This window comes from Stenotrophomonas sp. YJH_SMC_101-4 (assembly GCF_059370395.1).
Map to the genome: position 1 here is coordinate 135,764 of NZ_JCAFTP010000002.1, position 18,610 is coordinate 154,373.

The window sequence follows — 18,610 nt, forward strand, 5'->3', positions numbered from 1 at the left end:
GTCACTCTCCTTTGAGCGCAAATGACACTTCGATCTCGGCATACAGCGCGAGCTGAGCCTTGATCTCGTGGAGCTGTTGAATCAGCGCGTCGATGTCTGCCGCAGAGGTCATCTTCACCGGCACGGCAATTGACTTGGTGAGCTTGACCGGTCCTTTTCCGCCGGTCTTGGCGCGCTCTTCTTCCATGCGCTGGCGAAGCCGTTCCTGACCCTGGCGTTGAATGAAGCGCTTAAGGTCTTCGAGAGTGCTGTTGATGTCGTAGTCGCGGGCCAGTAGCTTCTTGAGTCCGGCCAGATCCTGTGTAGCAGCCAGGGCGAGTCCGTCCAGCCGGTTCACGGCGTTGCCGCGCTCCTCCTGGGTGAGCTCTTCCCACTCGGGGATGCGCTGCAGATCCTCGACACCTTCCTTCAAACGCAGTTTTTGCTGGTCGGAGAGCGTGATGACCGCATCGCGCACGCGGCCCTTCAGATGGGTGAGCTGCGAATTGAAGTCGGCGGTGTGTTTGTAGAAGTCTTCTTTGCCCAGGCGCTCTGACAGGGTTCCCAGATCTTCGGCAAGTTCGCGGCGCAGCTCCCCTGGCACACCGGTATCCGGCAATGCCTCGATGTCGCGGCGATGAGCTTGCAAATCACGTAGGGTGGCGTCGAGCCCGTTGTCGAGCACCCGCTTCACTTCGAGGGCCCACTTGAGATTGTCGTAAATGGCGGAGGTTTCGGCACCCAGGCGCTGCGGGGCGTCGGAGGCATCGGTGAACAGGACATCGGCAATGTCCTGGTTCAAAGTACGGATGCGTTCGCTACCCGCCAGCCCAAGGCCGCTGAGCTTTTCAGCCAAGGAGCCGTAATCGTGCTGGAAGCGCGGGAAGTGCTTGGCCGCCGCCTTGCTGATCTCTTGCTCAAGCGGGATCACCATGTCACCGACCAGTTCAGTGAGCCGCTCTGCCGCCCGACCGAGCATTTCGATGGACGGGCGCTCGTCGCGCAGGGCCACGCCGATCTGCTTGAAGGAGTTGTTGGTCTTCAGGGCATCGATGGCCTGTTGCCCAGCGGCCGTGACTTCGCGTCCCGAGACCTTGAGCTTGATCTCTCCAGCCATAAGCATGGCCGCGACTATGTACCGCGTGGTGTCCGGCGACCACCCGAACGGGGCGCTGCTGAAGTCGTCGAGCAGGCGCTTGCCATCGACCGTGCCGCGCTTGTCGATGTAGTCGCGGATGCTGATCATCGCTTTATGGTCGGTTTTGAACGAGGCACGACCGGCCACGGTTTGCACCAAACCGAGCGGGTCCAGTGCACTGCTGATGGCTGCGGGGTTGGCGACTTTCAGGAACTTCTCGGCGGTGTCGGTTCCGGCGCGTACTGGGGCTTCGACATAGCGGTCGAAGACTTGGTCGGCCACATCGGAGAGCAGCTTCTTGGCGGCCTCCAACAGATCAGCATCCAGCGCCGATACCGCCGTAGCCTGGCCCCGGAAGACAAACGAGCCCGCTTGCAGGGTTTGCTTGATCTTGCTCTGCAGTTGGGTCGCTAGCTTGGCGGCGCGGTCGAGCTGGCCGGTGCAGTAGTCCTTGACCTCTTGGTCGGGCTCGTTGCGGTGCAGTTCGGCGATGCGCTGGCAGCGATAGATTTCGTTTGCCAGATCGTCGAGTTCGGAATTGGCGCGAGCCAAGAGCCCGATGACATTCCGGCCCGCGCGGCTGCGGGAGTCATCCAGCATCCGGTTCTTGGCGGTCTCGTAGTCGCTGGCAGGCACCAACTCGACAACGGTCTGGATGGTGCTCTGATCACCGGCCAGACTGGTGATGGCGCTGCCGGCCTGGACCTTCAGGCCCGTTGCGACGGCCATCGTGCCGTGGAGGGTGACACGGGGCAGCGGATCGAAGGTCTCACGCAGTGCATCGTTGAAGATGCGTTTCACGTCGACAGTGCGCAGTGCAATGGCGCCGCGCTCCTGTTCGATATCTCGCAGCTTCTCGCTGAGGAATACCAGGCTGCCATCCTTTTCGCCCAGCGGCACATGCACGTCGCCCAGCATTTCTTCAACGGCCTTCTTGACCGTGTCGAGCTGCGAAGCTGCTGTGACGGAGGGATGCATCAGGCTGGCGACGTTCTGCACTGACACCGGCAGGTTGCCCAGAATCTGCAGCACGGCGACGGACTTGGCGATGTCCTGATGGAGCTGCGAATCCGGGAAGCGAATCTGGACCTTGCCAACCGCTTGATGAATAGACGTGAAGGCGCGGCGGATATCCTTTTCCAGCTCGTCGTACAGGGTGACCGTGGTGGCGAGCCAGCCCACGGGCTGATCGGCCATGGCCTTGGAGCCGCCTTCACCCTTGAGGACATCCTGGATCACCTTGATCGCAGAGCGCAGGCCGATACCGCCAGTGGACTTGGCCAGTGCACCCAGCAGGTGCAGCAGGATGTCGAAGTGAGCCGGCAGGAATGGGTAGAGATTGGTGAAGCTCTCTTTGCTGAAGTCCGCGTCGTAATACTTGGCGTCTTGCAGCTTGGTGTTGTGCCGCAGCGCCTGGCCGTGGGCTTCGAACAGCTTGCCCAGCTCAGTCTCGCCAGCCGGTGATTTGCCGAGCAGACGTCGGTAGCAGATCTCTTTGATGTCGCTCGATTCCAGGTCGATCTGAATCGGAAAGCGGTCTTTCAGCTTATAGAGCTTGTCCGAGTTCAGCGCTGCGCGAGGATCGTCCTCAGTAAGGGTCTGCTGCGCAGTGGAGATGATCCAGGCCTTGCCATCGCCCAGCCTCTTGAGGTTCTTGGCCAGACCATCGAGGTTTAGGATCAGGTTGTCGCGCGAGGCTACGTACTGCCCAACTTCGTCGACGATGAAGATGATGTTCTGCTTGCCGCTCTTCTCGCGGACGATGTCGATCATCTCTTGCACGCGCTGGTCTTCGAACTGGAAGAAGCCTTCGGTGCTGGACGAGAATGACTTGGCCTCCGGGAAGAGTGCCGGGTACATCTCATGGGCGATCTTCGGGATCAAGCCATCGATGGCCAGTGGGTTGTTCTGCACGCGAGCCCAGGTGGCACCTGGTAGCGCCTGGGCGATGCGCTCATGGAGTTCGGGCGTGCGGCCGTCCTTCTCGACCATACGCTCAAAAGCGGCAACCTTCAGGTTGCGCGAGTAGCCGGCCCACTGCAGCACCTTGAAGTAGAGGACGGTGGAGACGTCTTCCATGGTGGCGCCGGCGAGCATTTCACTGGCCAGGTCCAGCATGACCACGGCGGCCGGGAAGCGCTGCGCCACGGTGCTGAGGAGAGCCTTGGTCTGCGGCTTGTGCAGGCGGTCCTGCAGGTATTTGATGAACGGAGTGCCGTCGATGGTGCGCTGATCATCAAACGCCAAGCCGAGGTACTTGGTAAACGAGCTCTTACCGGAGCCGTAAAAGCCCGAGACCCAAACGCCCACCTCATTCTCGCCACCGGACTCCATCGCGAGCTGCATGCGATCGAGGAGCTTGCGAAACTGCTCCTCAATGCTCTCGGTGACCACGTACTCGGAGATCTCAGCCTTGAGGCGGCCTTCTTGCGAGGCGCCATAGGTGATGACCTTCTCGATGGTCCGGTAGATGTCCTTGCTTGGGTCGAAGAGTGAGCGAATGGTCATATGGTTTGTCCCAGGGTTCTTTTGTCTGTTCAGCCGCCGACGTGAACGGAGCGGTAATTGCCGTCTTCCGGGTAGAAGCCGAGAAACTTCAGGCGTGTCTTGCCGGTTCGCACGCCGGGGTACAGAAAAATCGTCGGCACGTGAAACTTGCCCTGGAGCTGGCTTTCGATGGCGCCGATGCGCATAAACGGATGCAGTGCCTCAAGATCCGTTACCAACAGCAGCGCGTTCTGCTGGCCTTCGAGCGGCTGCAGGGCATCCTCCAGCCGCTTCAGCAGGCCGTTATCCGCCGTCAGGATGTCCGCCAGCGCCTTGTTGGTACGTGGCCAATCCAAGGGCGCTGACTTGTCCTCCATCACGCACAGCGACCAGAACGGGTCGTCTTTCAGTAGGGCCCAGATCTGTTCAGCGATGGAGAACGTGTGCACATCCCAGCCTTCCTGGTGCAGCTTGGCCACCCAAGCGGGCGTTTGCCGCTTCACCTCGAGGATTTGTTCTGGCGGGAAGACGAGGTAATAGATCGGTTCGAAGCTCGCATGACCGAGCTCACGCCCGTGGCGGATGCGCTCGCGCAACTCGTCGAAATCAGCTTTGAGTGAGGACATCGCAGAGCGCCTCCATGTCTTGTTGTTTCCAGCTGATGCGAATCACGTCGCCAGCAGCCTGGACGATGAGCAACCCCTTCAGCGAGAGCCGTTTGATTTCCTCCAGCACGTCTTCGCGCGCCAAGCCAAATAACTGCCAGTCTTCGTGAGTCAGCAGGGCGTTATCACCGACACAGGAAAAATGCAGTTCGTAGGCCAAGTACGCGGCCACGGCTGGCGAAATACGGAACGGCAGGATGCGACGGCTTGAGCGCAGTCCACGTTCGAGCATTCCGTAGTCGGCGCAGCATCCGGTCAGATAGGCGGAGACACGCCGTACAGTGGTTTCCGACCAGCGCTTGATGGTCTTGCCGTCATCAATGCCGCGCTCGACAAAGGTCCGCGCGTCTTCATTGGTGATCTGTGTGTATCCACCGGCGTATCGAGCCCAGTAAACATGGCGCACGAAGTCGCCAAGGATCGGGTTGGCCCGACTCGTAAAAACGAGCATGAGCTGCGTCAGGTCAGCCGTGGATATCGTTGCGGACAGCCGCTTGAGATGTGCTGCTGGTGCACCACCTGCCACGAGATAGCGTGGAGCGAAGCATTCGACGACGATGTTGCGAAGTCGGCGCGCGGTAACGGTGGGGAATCGACCCGATTCCAGTGCGACCTGATGCAACTGGTTCGCCGACATGCCAGGCGACCACAGGTCGAGCAGCGTCTTGGTTTCGTTGACGAGCCCAAGGCCTGCTTGCAACTGAGTCGTGTAGGGCGTGTTGTCGGCCACGATCACCCCACCAGATACGGATAAGTTTTGGCGTTCTGTGTGAACGCCGATAGATAGGCCGCAGCGATAGCCTTCAGTGTGTCGGTGGAATCGAGATCCTTGATGCCCCCGACCGCCGTTGGACCCACGCTGGAAGTGCCGCCCGTGGCAGCCAATCGCTTCAACGCATCAAGCGCAGCCTCTTTGCTTTGTGGCGCCTGGCTGGCGAGTTCTTCTCCCACGCTACTTTGCACGGTCGCGTGCAGGTCTTGCTCGACCTCTTCGGGCAACCGGAACAGGTGGTAGCTACCCACGCTCAAATGCTCGTCGTGCAATCGTCTGGCTGCTTCCAGCACACCGTGGTACTGAGCGAGGCGAGACGTTTTCGAGAAGACCGGCTCCAGGAAGAGCTTGTTTGATGCCTCATAGAACGCCGTTGGCCACCAGGCGTACTGAGCACGCTCGCCAAGGAAGCCGACAAGCATCCTCATCTGCAGCAATGTCGGTAGGTAGGATTCTTTCATCTCAATTCTCGTCATTCGTTTGTTCTACCGACGCGACCGGCGCCGGCAGTGGTAGCTATTGTTCAGTCACATTCCGCTCCTGCTCGGGCCGCATCCAAGGGTGCATACCCTGGTGCCAGCACGGCGTTCTTGACGCCGTACAAGGCCAAGTGGTCCTTCAGCCATAGTCTGTACTCCGGCCCACGAAGGCTGTGGTCTGCGGTGCAGTCGACGCTCCACTTGCGCAGGATGTAGCCGGCAGTCGCTGCCCGAAGCTTCATCTTCACCATGCCGCCAGTCATGCCGTAATCCATCTCCGCGATCTCGGGACGGGGTTGATTGGGGTGCGGCACCAACTCCAGTTCCACGATCCTGGTCCACTGGATGTCCTGATCACTCATCTCGTGGGGCGCCACTAGCTGCGCCTTAAGCGCCACGGGGCACTTGATCCGGTTAATGACGAAATCCCGGAATTCCTGCGATTTGCGGTCGAAGGCGCGGACGAGCCAGCGCAAGCCGTTGTCGATCAACGCGAACGGGACGATCTCCCGCTCGGTGCGACCACTGGAGATGGAGCAGTACTCAATGCCGAGCGGACACTCCTGGTGGATCGCCCGGGTCACGCTCGCTAGCACGTCCAGATCCGGATGCGCGAGCCGTGACGGGCTCTCGCTCATCACCCATGCCTTGAGCCGCATAGGCTCACCGTCGCCAAAGCCCTGGGTCAACCACGACAGCACCCGCTCCGGAGGGAAGTCGAAGATGGGCTGGAAGTCCGGCCCCAATACGTAGGACTTGACCTTGGAGTCGTAGTCGATGTTGCCCGAGGCCAACTCCTTGTACAGCGCCAAGTCCCTGGATGCGGCGGCGGACTGGATGCCAAACCGCGTGACCAAGTCCTGACGGCGTATCTCCCCGATGAAGCGCACGCGCAATTCCACGAACGCGAGACGATCGCGCTGTGGCTGGGTCAAATCTGTGAAGCGTTCGTTCATCATCCGTGTGCACCCGGAAAGATCGCACATCCGGGTCAGCAATTCCTTGTGGATCCATCGGTGAAAGCCTGCTATCCATCAGCAACTACCCGGACACTAGCATGATGATCGCACAAGGGTTGCATTTTGATAACCATCTTCCTTCGAAGCCCATCTCTACCTGAATAAGCTCGACTAGCGGCCATCAGGCCACAACAGGTATCAAGATTAGCTGCCATAAGCACTGGCATGCGAACGCTTTGACCAGCAAGGCCGATGCGCGCCGCTTATAGGCTCCAAGATGTCCAGAATGGTCCAGCAGCAGCCAGCTTCCCATGGCATACCAGATGGCATACTAGCTAAGCCAGAAATGAAAAAAGCCCTTGAAACTCAAGGGCTTAGTTCAATTATCTGGCGGAGAGAGGGGGATTCGAACCCCCGAAGCGCGGTTTAGACGCTTACACACTTTCCAGGCGTGCTCCTTCAACCACTCGGACACCTCTCCGGATCCCTGCCGTCGGCAAACGCCTCAGCAGGGGCGCAGATTCTAGCGGGCTGCGCGGCACTTCACAAGCACCCCAGCCAGGAGCCTGCGAAGGACGTGCCGGAGGCGAGGGGGCTGGACAGGCATGGCACAATGGAACATCCGATGGAAAACGGTGGCCTGATGTCCTACCTCGTCCTTGCCCGCAAGTGGCGTCCGAAGCGTTTTGCCGAGCTGGTGGGCCAGGAACACGTGGTCCGTGCGCTCAGCAACGCGCTGGACAGCGGCCGGGTCCACCACGCGTTCCTGTTCACCGGCACCCGCGGCGTGGGCAAGACCACCATCGCGCGCATCTTCGCCAAGTCGCTGAACTGCGAGCAGGGCACCAGCGCTGATCCGTGTGGCCAGTGTGCGGCCTGCCTGGACATTGACGCCGGCCGCTACATCGACCTGCTGGAAATCGACGCCGCGTCCAACACCGGTGTGGATGACGTGCGTGAGGTGATCGAGAATGCGCAGTACATGCCCTCGCGTGGCAAGTACAAGGTCTACCTGATCGACGAAGTGCACATGCTGTCCAAGGCGGCGTTCAACGCGCTGCTGAAGACGCTGGAAGAACCGCCGGAGCACGTGAAGTTCCTGCTGGCCACCACCGACCCGCAGAAGCTGCCGGTCACCGTGCTCAGCCGCTGCCTGCAGTTCAATCTCAAGCGCCTGGACGAGGACCAGATCCAGGGCCAGATGACCCGCATCCTGGCGGCAGAAGAGATCGAGGCTGACGGCAGCGCCATCGTGCAGCTGGCCAAGGCCGCTGATGGCAGCCTGCGTGACGGCCTGTCGCTGCTGGACCAAGCGATCGCCTACGCCGGCGGCGCGCTGCGCGAGGACGTGGTGCGCACCATGCTGGGCACGGTCGACCGCACCCAGGTGGCAGCGATGCTCGATGCGCTGGCCGAGGGTGATGGCCCGCGCCTGCTGCAGGTGGTGGCCGCGCTGGCCGAATTCTCGCCCGACTGGAGTGGCGTGCTGGAAGCATTGGCCGAAGGCCTGCATCGCATCCAGGTGCAGCAGCTGGTACCGGGTGCCTCAGCGGCCGCTGAAGGCCTGGACGCGACGGTGTTCGCCGAACGCCTGCGCCCGGAAGTGGTGCAGCTCTGGTACCAGATGGCCTTGAATGGCCGCCGCGATCTGCCGTTGGCGCCGAGTCCGCGCGCGGGCTTTGAAATGGCCGTGCTGCGCATGCTGGCGTTCCGTCCGGCTGGGGCAGTACCGCCAGTGCCGAAGTCGGTGGACGGTGCAGGCAATGCGCCGGGCGGCAATGCTGCCGGGGGCGGCAGCGGTGCGGGTACCCACGAAGCGGCGCCGGCGACTGCCGCCGCTTCGGCAAGCCCGACCGTGGCAGCGCAGGTTGCCGCTCCGGTGCAGGCCGCGCCGCGCGAACCTGAACCCGAACCGGAGCCGGTCCCGGTCCCGCAACCCGACCCTGAGCCGACGCCGGAGCCCGAGCCGGTTCCGGTGGAGGAGCCGGTGTCGCCGCCGCCGGTGAAGGCCGAAGCAGCGGCGCCGCCATCCGTTGAAGCAGAAGCGGGCGACGACCTGCCGCCGTGGGCCACCGACGAAGCAGAGGCGCGTGACGAGGCGCTGGCGGCCGAGATGGCTGGGCCGGACGCCGCCATGGTGGCGCCCTGGCATGAACCGCCAGCTCCCGTCGCGGCTCCCGGCGAGCCTGCGCCGTCCGAGCGCCCGTTCCGCACTGAAGGCATTGCCATCGCGCCGGCCGAGCCCGCGCCAGTGCAGGGGACCGCGCCGCTGGAAGGTGTCAGCGACCTGGCCAGCGCCGAGGACTGGCTGGATCTGGTTGCCAACAGCGGCCTGAGCGGCCCGTCGCGGCAGCTGGCGGCCAACGCTGCCTTCATCAGTTGCCAGCACGGGACCTTGAAACTGGGCCTTTCGCCCGGATTTGAATACCTGCGCTCGGAGCGCGCGCTGGCCGCCCTGGGCGAGATACTGGAGAAGGCCCTCGGCCAGGCGCCGAAGATCGTGGTCGAGACCGTGGAAACCGAACACGTTCCGGCCGAGACCCTGCACCAGCGTGCCGATCGCCAGCGTGGCGAGCGGCAGCAGGTGGCAGAGGCTGTTTTCATGGACGATCCGGAAGTGCAGGTGCTGATCCAGCAGCACGGCGCCCGGGTTGTTTCCGATTCCATCCGTTCTTTTGACGAGTAAGACACTATGCGCGGCAACATCGCCCAACTGATGCAGCAGGCCCAGAAGATGCAGGAAAACCTGCAGAAGGCCCAGGAAGAAATCGCCAGGATCGAAGTGACCGGCAGCGCCGGTGGCGGCATGGTCAGCGTGACCCTGACCGGTGCCAAGGAATGCCGCAAGGTGCGCATCGACCCGTCGCTGGCCAGCGACCCGGAGATGCTGGAAGACCTGATCGCCGCCGCCTTCAACGATGCCTCGAACAAGATCGATGCCGAGTCGAAGTCGAAGATGGGGTCGGCCACCGCTGGCATGCAGCTGCCGCCGGGCATGAAGCTGCCGTTCTGATTTTCAGCGTGGCACCCGTGTAACCGGGTGCCACGGACCCTGTAGCCGTCGAGCCTGCTCGACGCAATGAAAGCCTGTCGCCGTGTCCGCACCCCTGCTTGAACAATTGATCGACGCGTTGCGGGTGCTGCCTGGCGTCGGCCAGAAGACGGCGCAGCGCATGGCCTACCACCTGCTCGAACGCGAGCGCGAAGGTGGCCAGCGCCTGGCCGAAACCCTGGCGCTGGCGGTGGAACGCATCGGCCACTGCGCGCAGTGCCGCGATTTCAGCGAAACCGAGCTGTGCCCGACCTGTGCCAACAGCAGCCGCGAGCGCAGCCAACTGTGTGTGGTCGAATCGCCGGCCGACCGCCTGGCCATCGAAAACGCCACCGGCTTCCGCGGTGTCTACTTCGTGCTGCAGGGCCGCCTATCGCCGCTTGATGGCATCGGCCCGCGCGAGCTGGGCCTGGAGCAGCTGGAGCGACGGCTGGCCGAAGGCGAGGTGCAGGAGCTGATCATCGCCACCAGCGCCACTGTCGAGGGCGAGGCCACCGCGCATTACCTCGCGCAGCTGGCGCGCGCACGCAAGGTGCAGCCCAGCCGCCTGGCGCAGGGCCTGCCGCTGGGCGGCGAACTGGAATACGTCGATCGTGGCACGCTGTCGCACGCGTTCGGGACGCGCAGCGAATTCCGCGATTGAGCAACGGCCGGCATGGCCGGGCGTGAGCGGCCTACAATGCGGGAGACATCCCCGCCGAGGCCGACCATGAGCAACGAAACCCTCTTCAGCAAGATCATCCGTCGCGAGATCCCGGCCACCATCGTCTACGAGGATGACGAGGTGCTGGGCTTCAAGGACATCGCACCGCAGGCGCCGGTGCACGTGCTGTTCATTCCGAAGAACGAGATCATTCCGACCCTGGATGACCTGCAGCCGTCGCAGGCGCACCTGATCGGGAAGCTGGCGCTGGCTGCCGCCGAGTACGCGCGCCGCGAAGGCTTCGCACAGGACGGCTACCGCATCGTGATGAACTGCCGCGAGGATGCTGGGCAGACCGTGTTCCATATCCACATGCATCTGCTGGCCGGTGCGCCGCTGGGGCACTTCGGTACCCCGGGACGTTGAGCGCCCGGTATCCACGCCGCGCGTGGATGAAAAAAGGCCGCCCGAGGGCGGCCTTTTCCGTCATGCCTGTGCGGTGATGATCACCACCAGCCCCAGCGACCATAGCCGCCCCAGTATGGGCCATACGGGCTCGGGCCCCACGGGCCATAGGGGTAGGGCACCACGTCGACCTGGCGCTGTTCCGGCCACAGGTAGATCACATCGGCCGACAGCTTCGGCAGGCGGTAGTCGTACTCGCCGATGCGGGTGTTCTGGTAGCCGTCGATCTTGCCGATGAAGGTCACGTCACGACCGGCTTCGAACACCGCCGGGTCGTAGAAGCCGGCACGGCAGGCAATGAAGCGGCCGTCGCTGGCGTCGGACGAGGTGGTGTTCGGGCGGCCACTGCCATTGAGCGGGCGCGAGATGATCTGGAAGCAGGTCTCGCCCTGGCCGGGCTTGGTTTCGATGATGCGACCGCCCCAACGGACCGGCGTGCCGACCTGCTGGGTAGCGACCGAGTCGCGAGGGGAGACCAGGCTGAACTGTCCCTGCAGCGGCTTGGGGGCCGTGGCGCAGGCCGACAGGGCCAGCGTGGCCACAGCGGTGAGAAGGAACTTGGTGTTCATGGGGAGGCTCCGGAAGTCGGGCGATGCCTGCGCAGGTCCCGCAATAATGAAGCGAGGTCGGTGCAAGTTCCAGCGTAGCGCGCGTCGGCGAAACGCTGGCTGAGTGCGAGCAGGACCGGGTCGGGGCGCTGCCGGTGTACCCGCTGTGCCCAGTCCTGTGCGGTTTCGTGCGGTTCGCGGGCCAGGCCGAGGCGGGCGTAGCGCCGTCCGAGCCGGTGCCAGGCGCGCAGCAGCGGGTCGCGTTCGCGCTCGCCACGGGCCAGCAGCCAGGCCATCCACGCCAGCGCCAGCAGTGCGGCCACCACGAAGCCAGCGACCAGCTGCCCGGGGCCCAGATCGTCCAGCCCGAACGGCTTGAGCAGCTGCTGCTGGCGGCGCGCATCGAAGGACAGCACCAGATCGTTCCAGCCGCGGCGCAGCCAGTCGCCCATCTGGCCCAGCTGCAGCCAACGCTGCTGCAGTGGTGTGTCCGTGCCGGCCTGCAGGCGGTCATCCAGGGTGTCCAGGATGCGTTCCGGTGCCACGGCTGCGGTCGGGTCAACCCGGACCCAGCCGCGCTGCGGCAGCCACACCTCGGCCCAGGCGTGGGCATCCATCCGCCGCACCACCCAGTAGTCGCCGATGCGGTTGCGGGTGCCACCAGCGAAACCGGTCACCACCCGTGCCGGGACGCCGGCGTTGCGCATCAGCACCACGAAGGCCGAGCTGAAGTGTTCACAGAAGCCGGCCTTGTAGCCGAACAGGAACTCGTCGATCGGGTCGCGCCCTGCCGCAGGGGTATCCAGCGTGTACGAGAAATCGGTGGTGATCCACTGCAGCGCGCGGCGCACGATGGCCTCGTCATCGCTGCCAGCGTCCTGCCGCCATTGCTGCGCCAACGTGGCAGTGCGCGGGTTGAAGCCGGCCGGCAGCTGCAACGTCGCGCGGCGCAGATAGGGCGACAGCGTGCTGTCGAAGCGCAGTGGCGGGGCCGAATGCAACCGCCAGCGGCTGAGCGAGGCCAGCGGGCGTTCGCTGCTCAGGCTCATGTCCGCATCCAGCCTGCTGCCCGCAGGTGCGCGGCTGGGCAGGTCCAGCGCCACCAGCTGGCGGCGGTCGGTGGGCTCGTAGTCGATCTGGTAGTCCCAGCCCTGTGTACCCGCTGCAACCGCTGCAGCAGGTCGCCGCGCGCTGGCACGGTCGCGTGTCCAGCGCCGTCCATCGAAGGCGGTCAGTACAGGGCCACGCCAGTAGCGCTGCGCGGGCTCGGGCGGAGCGCCGAAGAACTGCACGCGCAGCGCCGGGGTGTCGTCGGCCATCAGGTCCAGCCACTGGCCGGGTTCCATGCTGTCGGACAGCCCCGGTGTACCCACGGCGCGTTCGGGAATACCCCACAGTGGCGTGGCCAGTCGGGGGAACAGCCAGAAGCAGGCCAGTGCCAGCGGCAGGCCGATCGCCAGCAGGCGGCCGACACCACGCAGCTGCCCACGCAATGGCAGGCGGCCAGCATGGCCTTCATCCTGCGCCAGGCGTTGCAGTGCGATCAGTGCGCTGCCCCCGGCCAGCGCGGCCAGCGCTGTTGTCAGCGGCCCCTGGTCGAGCAGGAATGCTGCAAAGGGCGAGAACAGCGCGAAGCCGAGCAGGCTGCGGGCATCACGCAGGCTGCGCAGCTCGCTGGACTTGATCGCCAGCATCGCGGCCAGCAGCGCGCAACCGGTATCGCGTCCTGGGCGCACCACGCCCATCTGCCAGACGATGGCGCCGAGCATGCCCAGCACCAGCAGCAGGCGTACCGGCATCGGCAACACTGTCCGCCACGACAGGGCGGCAGTGATGATCGCTGCCAGCGCGATCACGCCCGCCAGCAGTGGTGGCAGCTGCAGCAGCAACGGCAACAGTGCCAGCGCCGCGCTGGCCAGGGTCCAGTTGCGGGCATTGCGGTCGAGCAGGGCCGGGGTCTCAGTCATGCGGCATCAGCGCCAGCGCGCGCAGGCACAGGTGATGATGGCTGGCGCCCTGGCCGGGCCCGAACGGCGGGTGCGCAGGCAGCAGCAGGGTGTAGCGGCGGCCCTCGCGTTCGGCCACATCCACCCAGCGCGCCAATCGAGCGATGCGTGCTTCATGGCCCAGCGGCGCCAATGAGCGCCAGTCGAGGATCACTTCGATGCCGACCGGCTTTTCGTACTCTCGCACCAGCAGGCTGTCGCGGCGCGCCGAGTGCTTCCAGGAAATGCTGCGCGGCGCATCGCCCGCCCGGTAGGGGCGCAGCTGATGCAGCTCCTCGCCGCTGGCATGGGCACGGGTATGCAGCGGATCGCTGCCGCTCTCCGGCAGTGCAGGCGCCACGGCCTCGGCCAGCGGGTAAACCAGCAGCGGCTGTTCCGGCCACACCCACGACCATGCCCGCACCAGGCCCAGCGGCTGGGTGGTGGACAGGCGGATACGCGGCAGTTCCAGCCAGCCCCGGCGTTCGCTGGGAACGTCCAGTTCCACTTCGCCACGGCCGTGCGCAGGCAGCGAGGTCCAGGCGTTGCTGTCACCCAGCTGCAGATGAAGGCCGTGCCGCGCACGCGGATCACGCAGTGAGAGGTCTACGCGCAGGCGCAACGGTTGCCCGGCCGGTACCGGCTCGGCCGAGATCGCATCGATCTGCACGCCGGACAACTGGAGATGCGCGGCAATGGCACTGGCGATGGCCGCTGCCGCAAGCAGCAGGGCCAGCAGCAGCGCCGGATTGTTGTTGTAGTTCAGTGCGCCCAGCAGCATGGCCACCAGCAGGGTGGCAACGAACAGGCCGAAGCGGGTGGGCAGCACATAGATGCGATGGCGGTCCAGCCGCTTCGGCAAGGCTTCGGGCCTGCGTGGCCGTGCCAGCAGCTGCATGCGTGCCCAGCGTGTGGCCACGCTCAATCCACCGCGACGGTCTGCAGGATCGCGCGCGCCAGTGCCGGTCCCGAACTGGATTCGGCTTCCGCCACCAGCCGGTGACCAGCCACTGCGACGAACAGCGTCTGCACGTCCTCGGGCACGACATGCCCGCGACCCAGCAGCAGGGCATGTGCCCTGGCCGCACGCAGCAATGCCAGGCCGGCGCGTGGTGACAGGCCGACGCGCACGCCGGCGTGCTGGCGGCTGCGGGTCAGCAGGGCCTGCACATAGTCGATCAGCGCGTCGCTGGCATGCACCTGGTTCACCGCGTCGCGCAGCGCGCGCACCTGGGTGTCATCCAGTTTCGGTACGGCGCGCGCGATCAGGTCGCGGCGGTCGCTGCCACGCAGCAGTTCGCGTTCGGCCTGGGCACTGGGGTAGCCCATCGCCAGCCGCAGCAGGAAACGATCCAGCTGCGAATCCGGCAGCGGGAAGGTGCCGGACAGGTCCACCGGGTTCTGCGTGGCGATCACGAAGAACGGGTCGGGCAGTGGATGCGTCTGTCCGTCCAGGGTGACCTGTTGTTCGGCCATCGCTTCCAGCAACGCGCTCTGCGTGCGCGGTGGTGCACGGTTGATCTCGTCGGCCAGCAGTACGTGGGTGAACACCGGGCCTGGGTGGAACTGGAACTGGCGGCTGCCGGCTTCATACACCGACACGCCCAGCACATCGGCCGGCAACAGGTCGGAGGTGAACTGCACGCGCTGGAAGCTGAGGCCGAGGCTGCTGGCCAGCGCATGCGCCAGCGTGGTCTTGCCCAGGCCGGGCAGATCTTCGATCAGCAGGTGGCCGCCGGACAGCAATGCGACGAACGCCAGCCTGACTTCCGGCACCTTGCCCAGTACCAGTGCGTTCACCTGATCCTGTGCCTCCCGCAGGGCCTGACGCAATTGATCGGTTAGCATGCTGGGATTGGGGGACGAAGCTGGCATGATCGTCTCAGATCTGGAATCCACTCGATTATCCATAGAGCAATGCAAGGCGAACAGCGCGCACGGACGATATTTCTCTGGTTATGGACGCTGGTCACAGCGGCCAAGCTGATCGTTGCCGCGCGCCTGCCGCTGTTCGTCGACGAAGCGTTCTATTGGCAGGAAGGCCAGCATCTGGCCGCGGCCTATTCGGATCTGCCCGGGCTGACCGCCTGGCTGGCCCGCCTGGGCGTGGAGATCGGCGGCCATCACGTGCTCGCGCTGCGCCTGCCGTTCCTGGCCATCGGTGCGCTGCTGCCGCTGCTGGTGGTGCGCACGGCCACGCGCTGGTTCGGCAATGTGGCCGGTTGGCAGGCGGGCAGCCTCACGCTGTTGATGCCGTTGTCGGCGACGCTGGGCCTGCTGGCGGTACCGGACGTGCCGATGGCGTTGGCGGCAGTGATCTGCCTGCACGCCGGTGCGCGCCTGCTGCACAACGTGGATGCCTCCTCGGCGATGAAGCTGGCGCTGGGCCTGCTGATCGGTGCACTCAGCCACTACCGTTTCATCGGTGTCATCGGCGTCGGTTTCATCGCGTTGCTGGCATTGCCGCAGGGACGTCGCATGCTGGCCGATCCGCGCGTGTGGGTGGCATTGGCGGTGGGCGTGCTGGCATGGCTGCCACTGCTGGCGTGGAATGCGGACAACCACGATGCCGGCCTGAAATTCCAGGTGATCGAGCGTCATCCCTGGGCGTTTGAATGGGGCGGGCTGTGGTTCCTGGTGATCCAGCCGATGCTGGTCACGCCGATCCTGTGCATGGCGATGTGGAAGGTGGCGCTGGCAGGAACCCGGAGCGGCGGCGGTGCGCGCGTGCAGTGGCGCTATTTCGGCCTGGTGGGCGGCGTATCCACGCTGGGCATTTTCGTGCTCGGCTTCTTCACTGACGTCGAGCGGATCAGCTTCCACTGGCCGCTGCCGGGCTACCTCGCATTGCTGGTGGCGGTGCCGGTGGTGCTCAACGGCTGGCCGCGCTGGCTGCGCCGCACCGGCTGGTGGCTGGCCGGCGCGGGCATGGTGCTGGCCTTCGGCTACTACCTGATGGCATCCACGCCGGCACTGCGCGAGCAGATGGCCGGCAGCAAGTACTATCCGCGCAATTTCGCCGGCTGGCAGCCACTGGCAGTTGCGGTCCATGAAGAGCTGCGGCAGATGCCGGAAGGAACGCGCGTGCTGGCCGGCAACTTCAAGGTTGGCGCCGAGCTGGGTTTCCAGCTGGGCAATGGCAACATCGAGGTACTGCCGCATCCGCTCAATGACAAGCATGGCCGCACCGCGCAGCTGGCGCAGTGGGGCCTGCTGCATGAGGGCGAGCGCACGGTGCCGATGCTGCTGGTGCTGTCACCCAGCGATCAGCGCTATCGCGAACTGCTGGCGCGCTATCACGCCATCTGCAATCAGGTGGGGCCGATGCCTGCGCCACGCGTGGTCAGCAGTGATCACGGGTTCCAGCGCTTCCTGCTGTTCCGGCTGCCGGTGCAGCGCGCAGAAGGGCCGTGCGTGACGCCGGCGATGGCGTGGCTGGATGCGCCGTCCAATGGCGAGAAGGTGTCCGGCACGCTCGCAATCAAGGGCTGGGCGTTCAAGGATGGTGTCGGCCTGGCGCGCGTCGAAGTGCTGGTCGATGGTCGCTCGATCGGTGACGCCCGCTATGGGCGTGTGTTCGACGTGCGCCACACCTGGCCGGACAGTACCGATCCGCAGCATCCGGCGGTGGGCTTTGATGCGTCGCTGGATACCGCCACGCTGGCTCCGGGCAAGCACTGGCTCGGGCTGCGCCTGCATGGCCGCGATGGCAGTGTGGAGGCGTGGCAGGAGCAGCCGTTCGAGGTTCGTTGAGGTCCTCTGGTCCTGTAGAGCCGAGCCGATGCTCGGCTGCTTCTGCTTCTGCTTCTGCTTCAGATGCAGGCAGCCTCGAAAAAAGCAACCGAGCATGGGCTCGGCTCTACAGTTCAGGGCACCGCGAAACCGGCCCTGCGCAGCAATCCGCATACCGCGATCAGCGGCAGGCCGACCAGCGCGGTCGGGTCGCGGTTGTCGATGGCGTCGAACAGGCTGATGCCCAGGCCCTCGCATTTGAAGCTGCCGGCGCAGTCCAGCGGTTGCTCGGTGGCCACGTAGCGGGCGATTTCGTCTGGCTCCAGTGCGCGGAAGCAGACTTCGGTCAGATCGACGGCCGTGAATGATTCTCCGTCACGGCTGAGACAGACGGCGGTGTGGAAGCGGACGGTCTGCCCCGACATCGCTGCCAGCTGCGCACAGGCGGCCTCGACCGTACCCGGTTTGCCCAGTGGCTGGCCGTTCAGGTCCGCGACCTGGTCCGAACCGATCACCCACGCGCCGGGGTGGCGGGACGCAACCTCGGCCGCTTTGGCGGCGGCCAGGCGGGTGGCCAGGGCCAGCGGAGCCTCCCCGTTCATGGGAGTCTCATCCACGTCCGGACGTGCGCAGTCGAAGGGCAGGCCCAGCCGTTCCAGCAGCTCGCGACGGTAGCGGGAGGTGGAGGCCAGGACCAGTGACATGCGAGAATACCGGGGCAGGGCATGGCAGTCTGGCGTGTCCGCAGCGCCAGCAGCAAGTCCTGTATGGCGGGCATTTGACAGTCGCCGCCCGGATCCTTAGTATTCAGCGGCTTATGTCCGCGAACGTGCCCGAAACGCTGGATGCTTGGCGGATGGTTGTAGCGCGAAGGCGCTTCGACGGTCAGGTGTCTCTGGCTGAATTGACCCGCCTGCAGGGGTTGGTCGCAGATACCGACGGTGAGTGCAATTACTCGCTTGAATTCGGTCGCGACGACGTCTTGCGGGTATCCTATGTGGAATTGACCATCGACACCGCGCTGCCGCTGACCTGTCAGCGCAGCATGCAGCGATTCCTGTTGCCGGTGAAGGTGACCCAGAGGCTTGGCCTGATCCGCGACGAGGACGAGGAATCGTCCCTGCCGGAGGAATACGAGGCGTTGCTGGTGCCGGAAGATGGCCAGCTGAAGCCGCTGGATCTGGTCGAGGACGAACTGGTGCTGGCGGTGCCGGTGGTACCGCTGTCGCCCGACGGTGAAGCAGTCGACAAGGACTGGGCGCCGAGCGAAGAAGAAACGAAGAAGGCCAACCCGTTTGCGGCGTTGGCGGCATTGAAGAAACAATAGCAGCCGGTTGTCGTCGGCGGCTGCGGCGAAAGCGAAAAGTGTGCTGGGCGCTGGCGTCCTGTGCGACGAAACGACGAAGCAAAACGAACCGAGTTTGGAGCAATCCCATGGCTGTCCAGAAATCCCGTGTTACCCCGTCCCGCCGCGGCCAGCGCCGTTCGCATGACGCCCTGAGCGCCAAGCAGCTGTCGACCGACCCGACCACCGGCGAAGTGCACCTGCGTCACCACATCACTGCCGATGGTTTCTACCGCGGCAAGAAGGTCATCCAGACCAAGACCTCGGCCGTCGAAGAAGATTGATGTGCCGGGAAGGCCGCTGCCTCCGGGCAGCGGCCTTTGCCTTCTTCCCCGGGTGTGCCGGTGATCGGCGGCCCGCG

Annotated in this window: 17 protein-coding genes and 1 tRNA gene; 7 read left to right on the forward strand and 11 right to left on the reverse strand. The window is 64.7% G+C overall.

Features of this window, described 5'->3' with window-relative positions; translation table 11 throughout:
* Window position 1 precedes the first annotated feature (1 nt).
* The 6 genes from brxC to AC5P8D_RS06790 all read right to left on the reverse strand — a co-directional run bounded on the left by brxC (window position 2) and on the right by AC5P8D_RS06790 (window position 6,960).
* Complete coding sequence (gene brxC, locus AC5P8D_RS06765) at window positions 2-3,625, reverse strand: BREX system P-loop protein BrxC (RefSeq protein ID WP_004146422.1); 3,624 nt, start codon at window positions 3,623-3,625, stop codon at window positions 2-4.
* A gap of 29 nt (window positions 3,626-3,654) precedes the next feature.
* Entirely contained in the window at window positions 3,655-4,230 is a 576-nt protein-coding gene (locus AC5P8D_RS06770) for a BREX protein BrxB domain-containing protein (RefSeq protein ID WP_004146420.1), read from the reverse strand.
* Complete coding sequence (locus tag AC5P8D_RS06775; protein WP_004146418.1) at window positions 4,211-4,999, reverse strand: DUF1819 family protein; 789 nt, start codon at window positions 4,997-4,999, stop codon at window positions 4,211-4,213. The genes AC5P8D_RS06770 and AC5P8D_RS06775 overlap by 20 nt, the downstream gene beginning before the upstream one ends.
* 2 nt (window positions 5,000-5,001) lie before the next feature.
* Entirely contained in the window at window positions 5,002-5,502 is a 501-nt protein-coding gene (locus AC5P8D_RS06780; RefSeq protein ID WP_032968954.1) for a BrxE family protein, read from the reverse strand.
* Window positions 5,503-5,564: 62 nt separating this feature from the next.
* Window positions 5,565-6,476, reverse strand: a complete 912-nt coding sequence (locus AC5P8D_RS06785) for a BrxR family transcriptional regulator (protein WP_223224815.1) — start codon at window positions 6,474-6,476, stop codon at window positions 5,565-5,567.
* A 391-nt stretch (window positions 6,477-6,867) separates the two neighbouring features.
* A tRNA-Ser gene (locus AC5P8D_RS06790) sits at window positions 6,868-6,960 on the reverse strand.
* A 144-nt stretch (window positions 6,961-7,104) separates the two neighbouring features.
* On the opposite strand from AC5P8D_RS06790, the gene dnaX reads away from it, so the two are divergent.
* From dnaX to AC5P8D_RS06810, 4 genes are all read left to right on the forward strand, one after another.
* Complete coding sequence (gene dnaX / locus AC5P8D_RS06795) at window positions 7,105-9,165, forward strand: DNA polymerase III subunit gamma/tau (protein ID WP_495203187.1); 2,061 nt, start codon at window positions 7,105-7,107, stop codon at window positions 9,163-9,165.
* A 6-nt stretch (window positions 9,166-9,171) separates the two neighbouring features.
* A complete protein-coding gene (locus AC5P8D_RS06800; protein ID WP_010483846.1) occupies window positions 9,172-9,492 on the forward strand; it encodes a YbaB/EbfC family nucleoid-associated protein in 321 nt (106 codons plus the stop codon).
* 82 nt (window positions 9,493-9,574) lie between these two features.
* Window positions 9,575-10,174, forward strand: coding sequence for a recombination mediator RecR (gene recR / locus AC5P8D_RS06805; protein WP_032127775.1), 600 nt, complete (start codon window positions 9,575-9,577; stop codon window positions 10,172-10,174).
* A 66-nt stretch (window positions 10,175-10,240) separates the two neighbouring features.
* On the forward strand, window positions 10,241-10,600 hold the full coding sequence (locus AC5P8D_RS06810) for a histidine triad nucleotide-binding protein (RefSeq protein ID WP_014646179.1): 360 nt from the start codon (window positions 10,241-10,243) through the stop codon (window positions 10,598-10,600).
* Window positions 10,601-10,680: 80 nt separating this feature from the next.
* On the opposite strand, the gene AC5P8D_RS06815 is transcribed toward AC5P8D_RS06810, so the two are convergent.
* Genes AC5P8D_RS06815 through AC5P8D_RS06830 form a run of 4 tightly spaced genes read right to left on the reverse strand, consistent with a single transcriptional unit; the run spans window position 10,681 to window position 15,047 of the window.
* Window positions 10,681-11,208, reverse strand: a complete 528-nt coding sequence (locus AC5P8D_RS06815) for a Slp family lipoprotein (protein ID WP_032127773.1) — start codon at window positions 11,206-11,208, stop codon at window positions 10,681-10,683.
* On the reverse strand, window positions 11,205-13,154 hold the full coding sequence (locus AC5P8D_RS06820; RefSeq protein ID WP_312392000.1) for a transglutaminase TgpA family protein: 1,950 nt from the start codon (window positions 13,152-13,154) through the stop codon (window positions 11,205-11,207). Before AC5P8D_RS06820 ends, AC5P8D_RS06815 begins: the two co-directional genes overlap by 4 nt.
* On the reverse strand, window positions 13,147-14,070 hold the full coding sequence (locus AC5P8D_RS06825) for a DUF58 domain-containing protein (RefSeq protein WP_032952475.1): 924 nt from the start codon (window positions 14,068-14,070) through the stop codon (window positions 13,147-13,149). The genes AC5P8D_RS06820 and AC5P8D_RS06825 overlap by 8 nt, the downstream gene beginning before the upstream one ends.
* A 23-nt stretch (window positions 14,071-14,093) precedes the next feature.
* Complete coding sequence (locus AC5P8D_RS06830; RefSeq protein WP_043398214.1) at window positions 14,094-15,047, reverse strand: AAA family ATPase; 954 nt, start codon at window positions 15,045-15,047, stop codon at window positions 14,094-14,096.
* Between the two features lie 42 nt (window positions 15,048-15,089).
* Here AC5P8D_RS06830 and AC5P8D_RS06835 point away from each other — a divergent pair, with 42 nt between their 5' ends.
* Window positions 15,090-16,925, forward strand: coding sequence for a glycosyltransferase family 39 protein (locus AC5P8D_RS06835; protein ID WP_495203188.1), 1,836 nt, complete (start codon window positions 15,090-15,092; stop codon window positions 16,923-16,925).
* Window positions 16,926-17,038: 113 nt separating this feature from the next.
* On the opposite strand, the gene AC5P8D_RS06840 is transcribed toward AC5P8D_RS06835, so the two are convergent.
* Window positions 17,039-17,608 (reverse strand): Maf family protein, encoded by a 570-nt coding sequence (locus tag AC5P8D_RS06840; protein ID WP_495203189.1) that lies wholly within the window; start codon window positions 17,606-17,608, stop codon window positions 17,039-17,041.
* A 113-nt stretch (window positions 17,609-17,721) separates the two neighbouring features.
* Between AC5P8D_RS06840 and AC5P8D_RS06845 the strand changes: the two genes are divergently transcribed.
* Entirely contained in the window at window positions 17,722-18,231 is a 510-nt protein-coding gene (locus AC5P8D_RS06845; RefSeq protein ID WP_010483828.1) for a YceD family protein, read from the forward strand.
* Window positions 18,232-18,338: 107 nt separating this feature from the next.
* Entirely contained in the window at window positions 18,339-18,533 is a 195-nt protein-coding gene (gene rpmF / locus AC5P8D_RS06850) for a 50S ribosomal protein L32 (RefSeq protein ID WP_005408308.1), read from the forward strand.
* Window positions 18,534-18,610 lie beyond the last annotated feature (77 nt).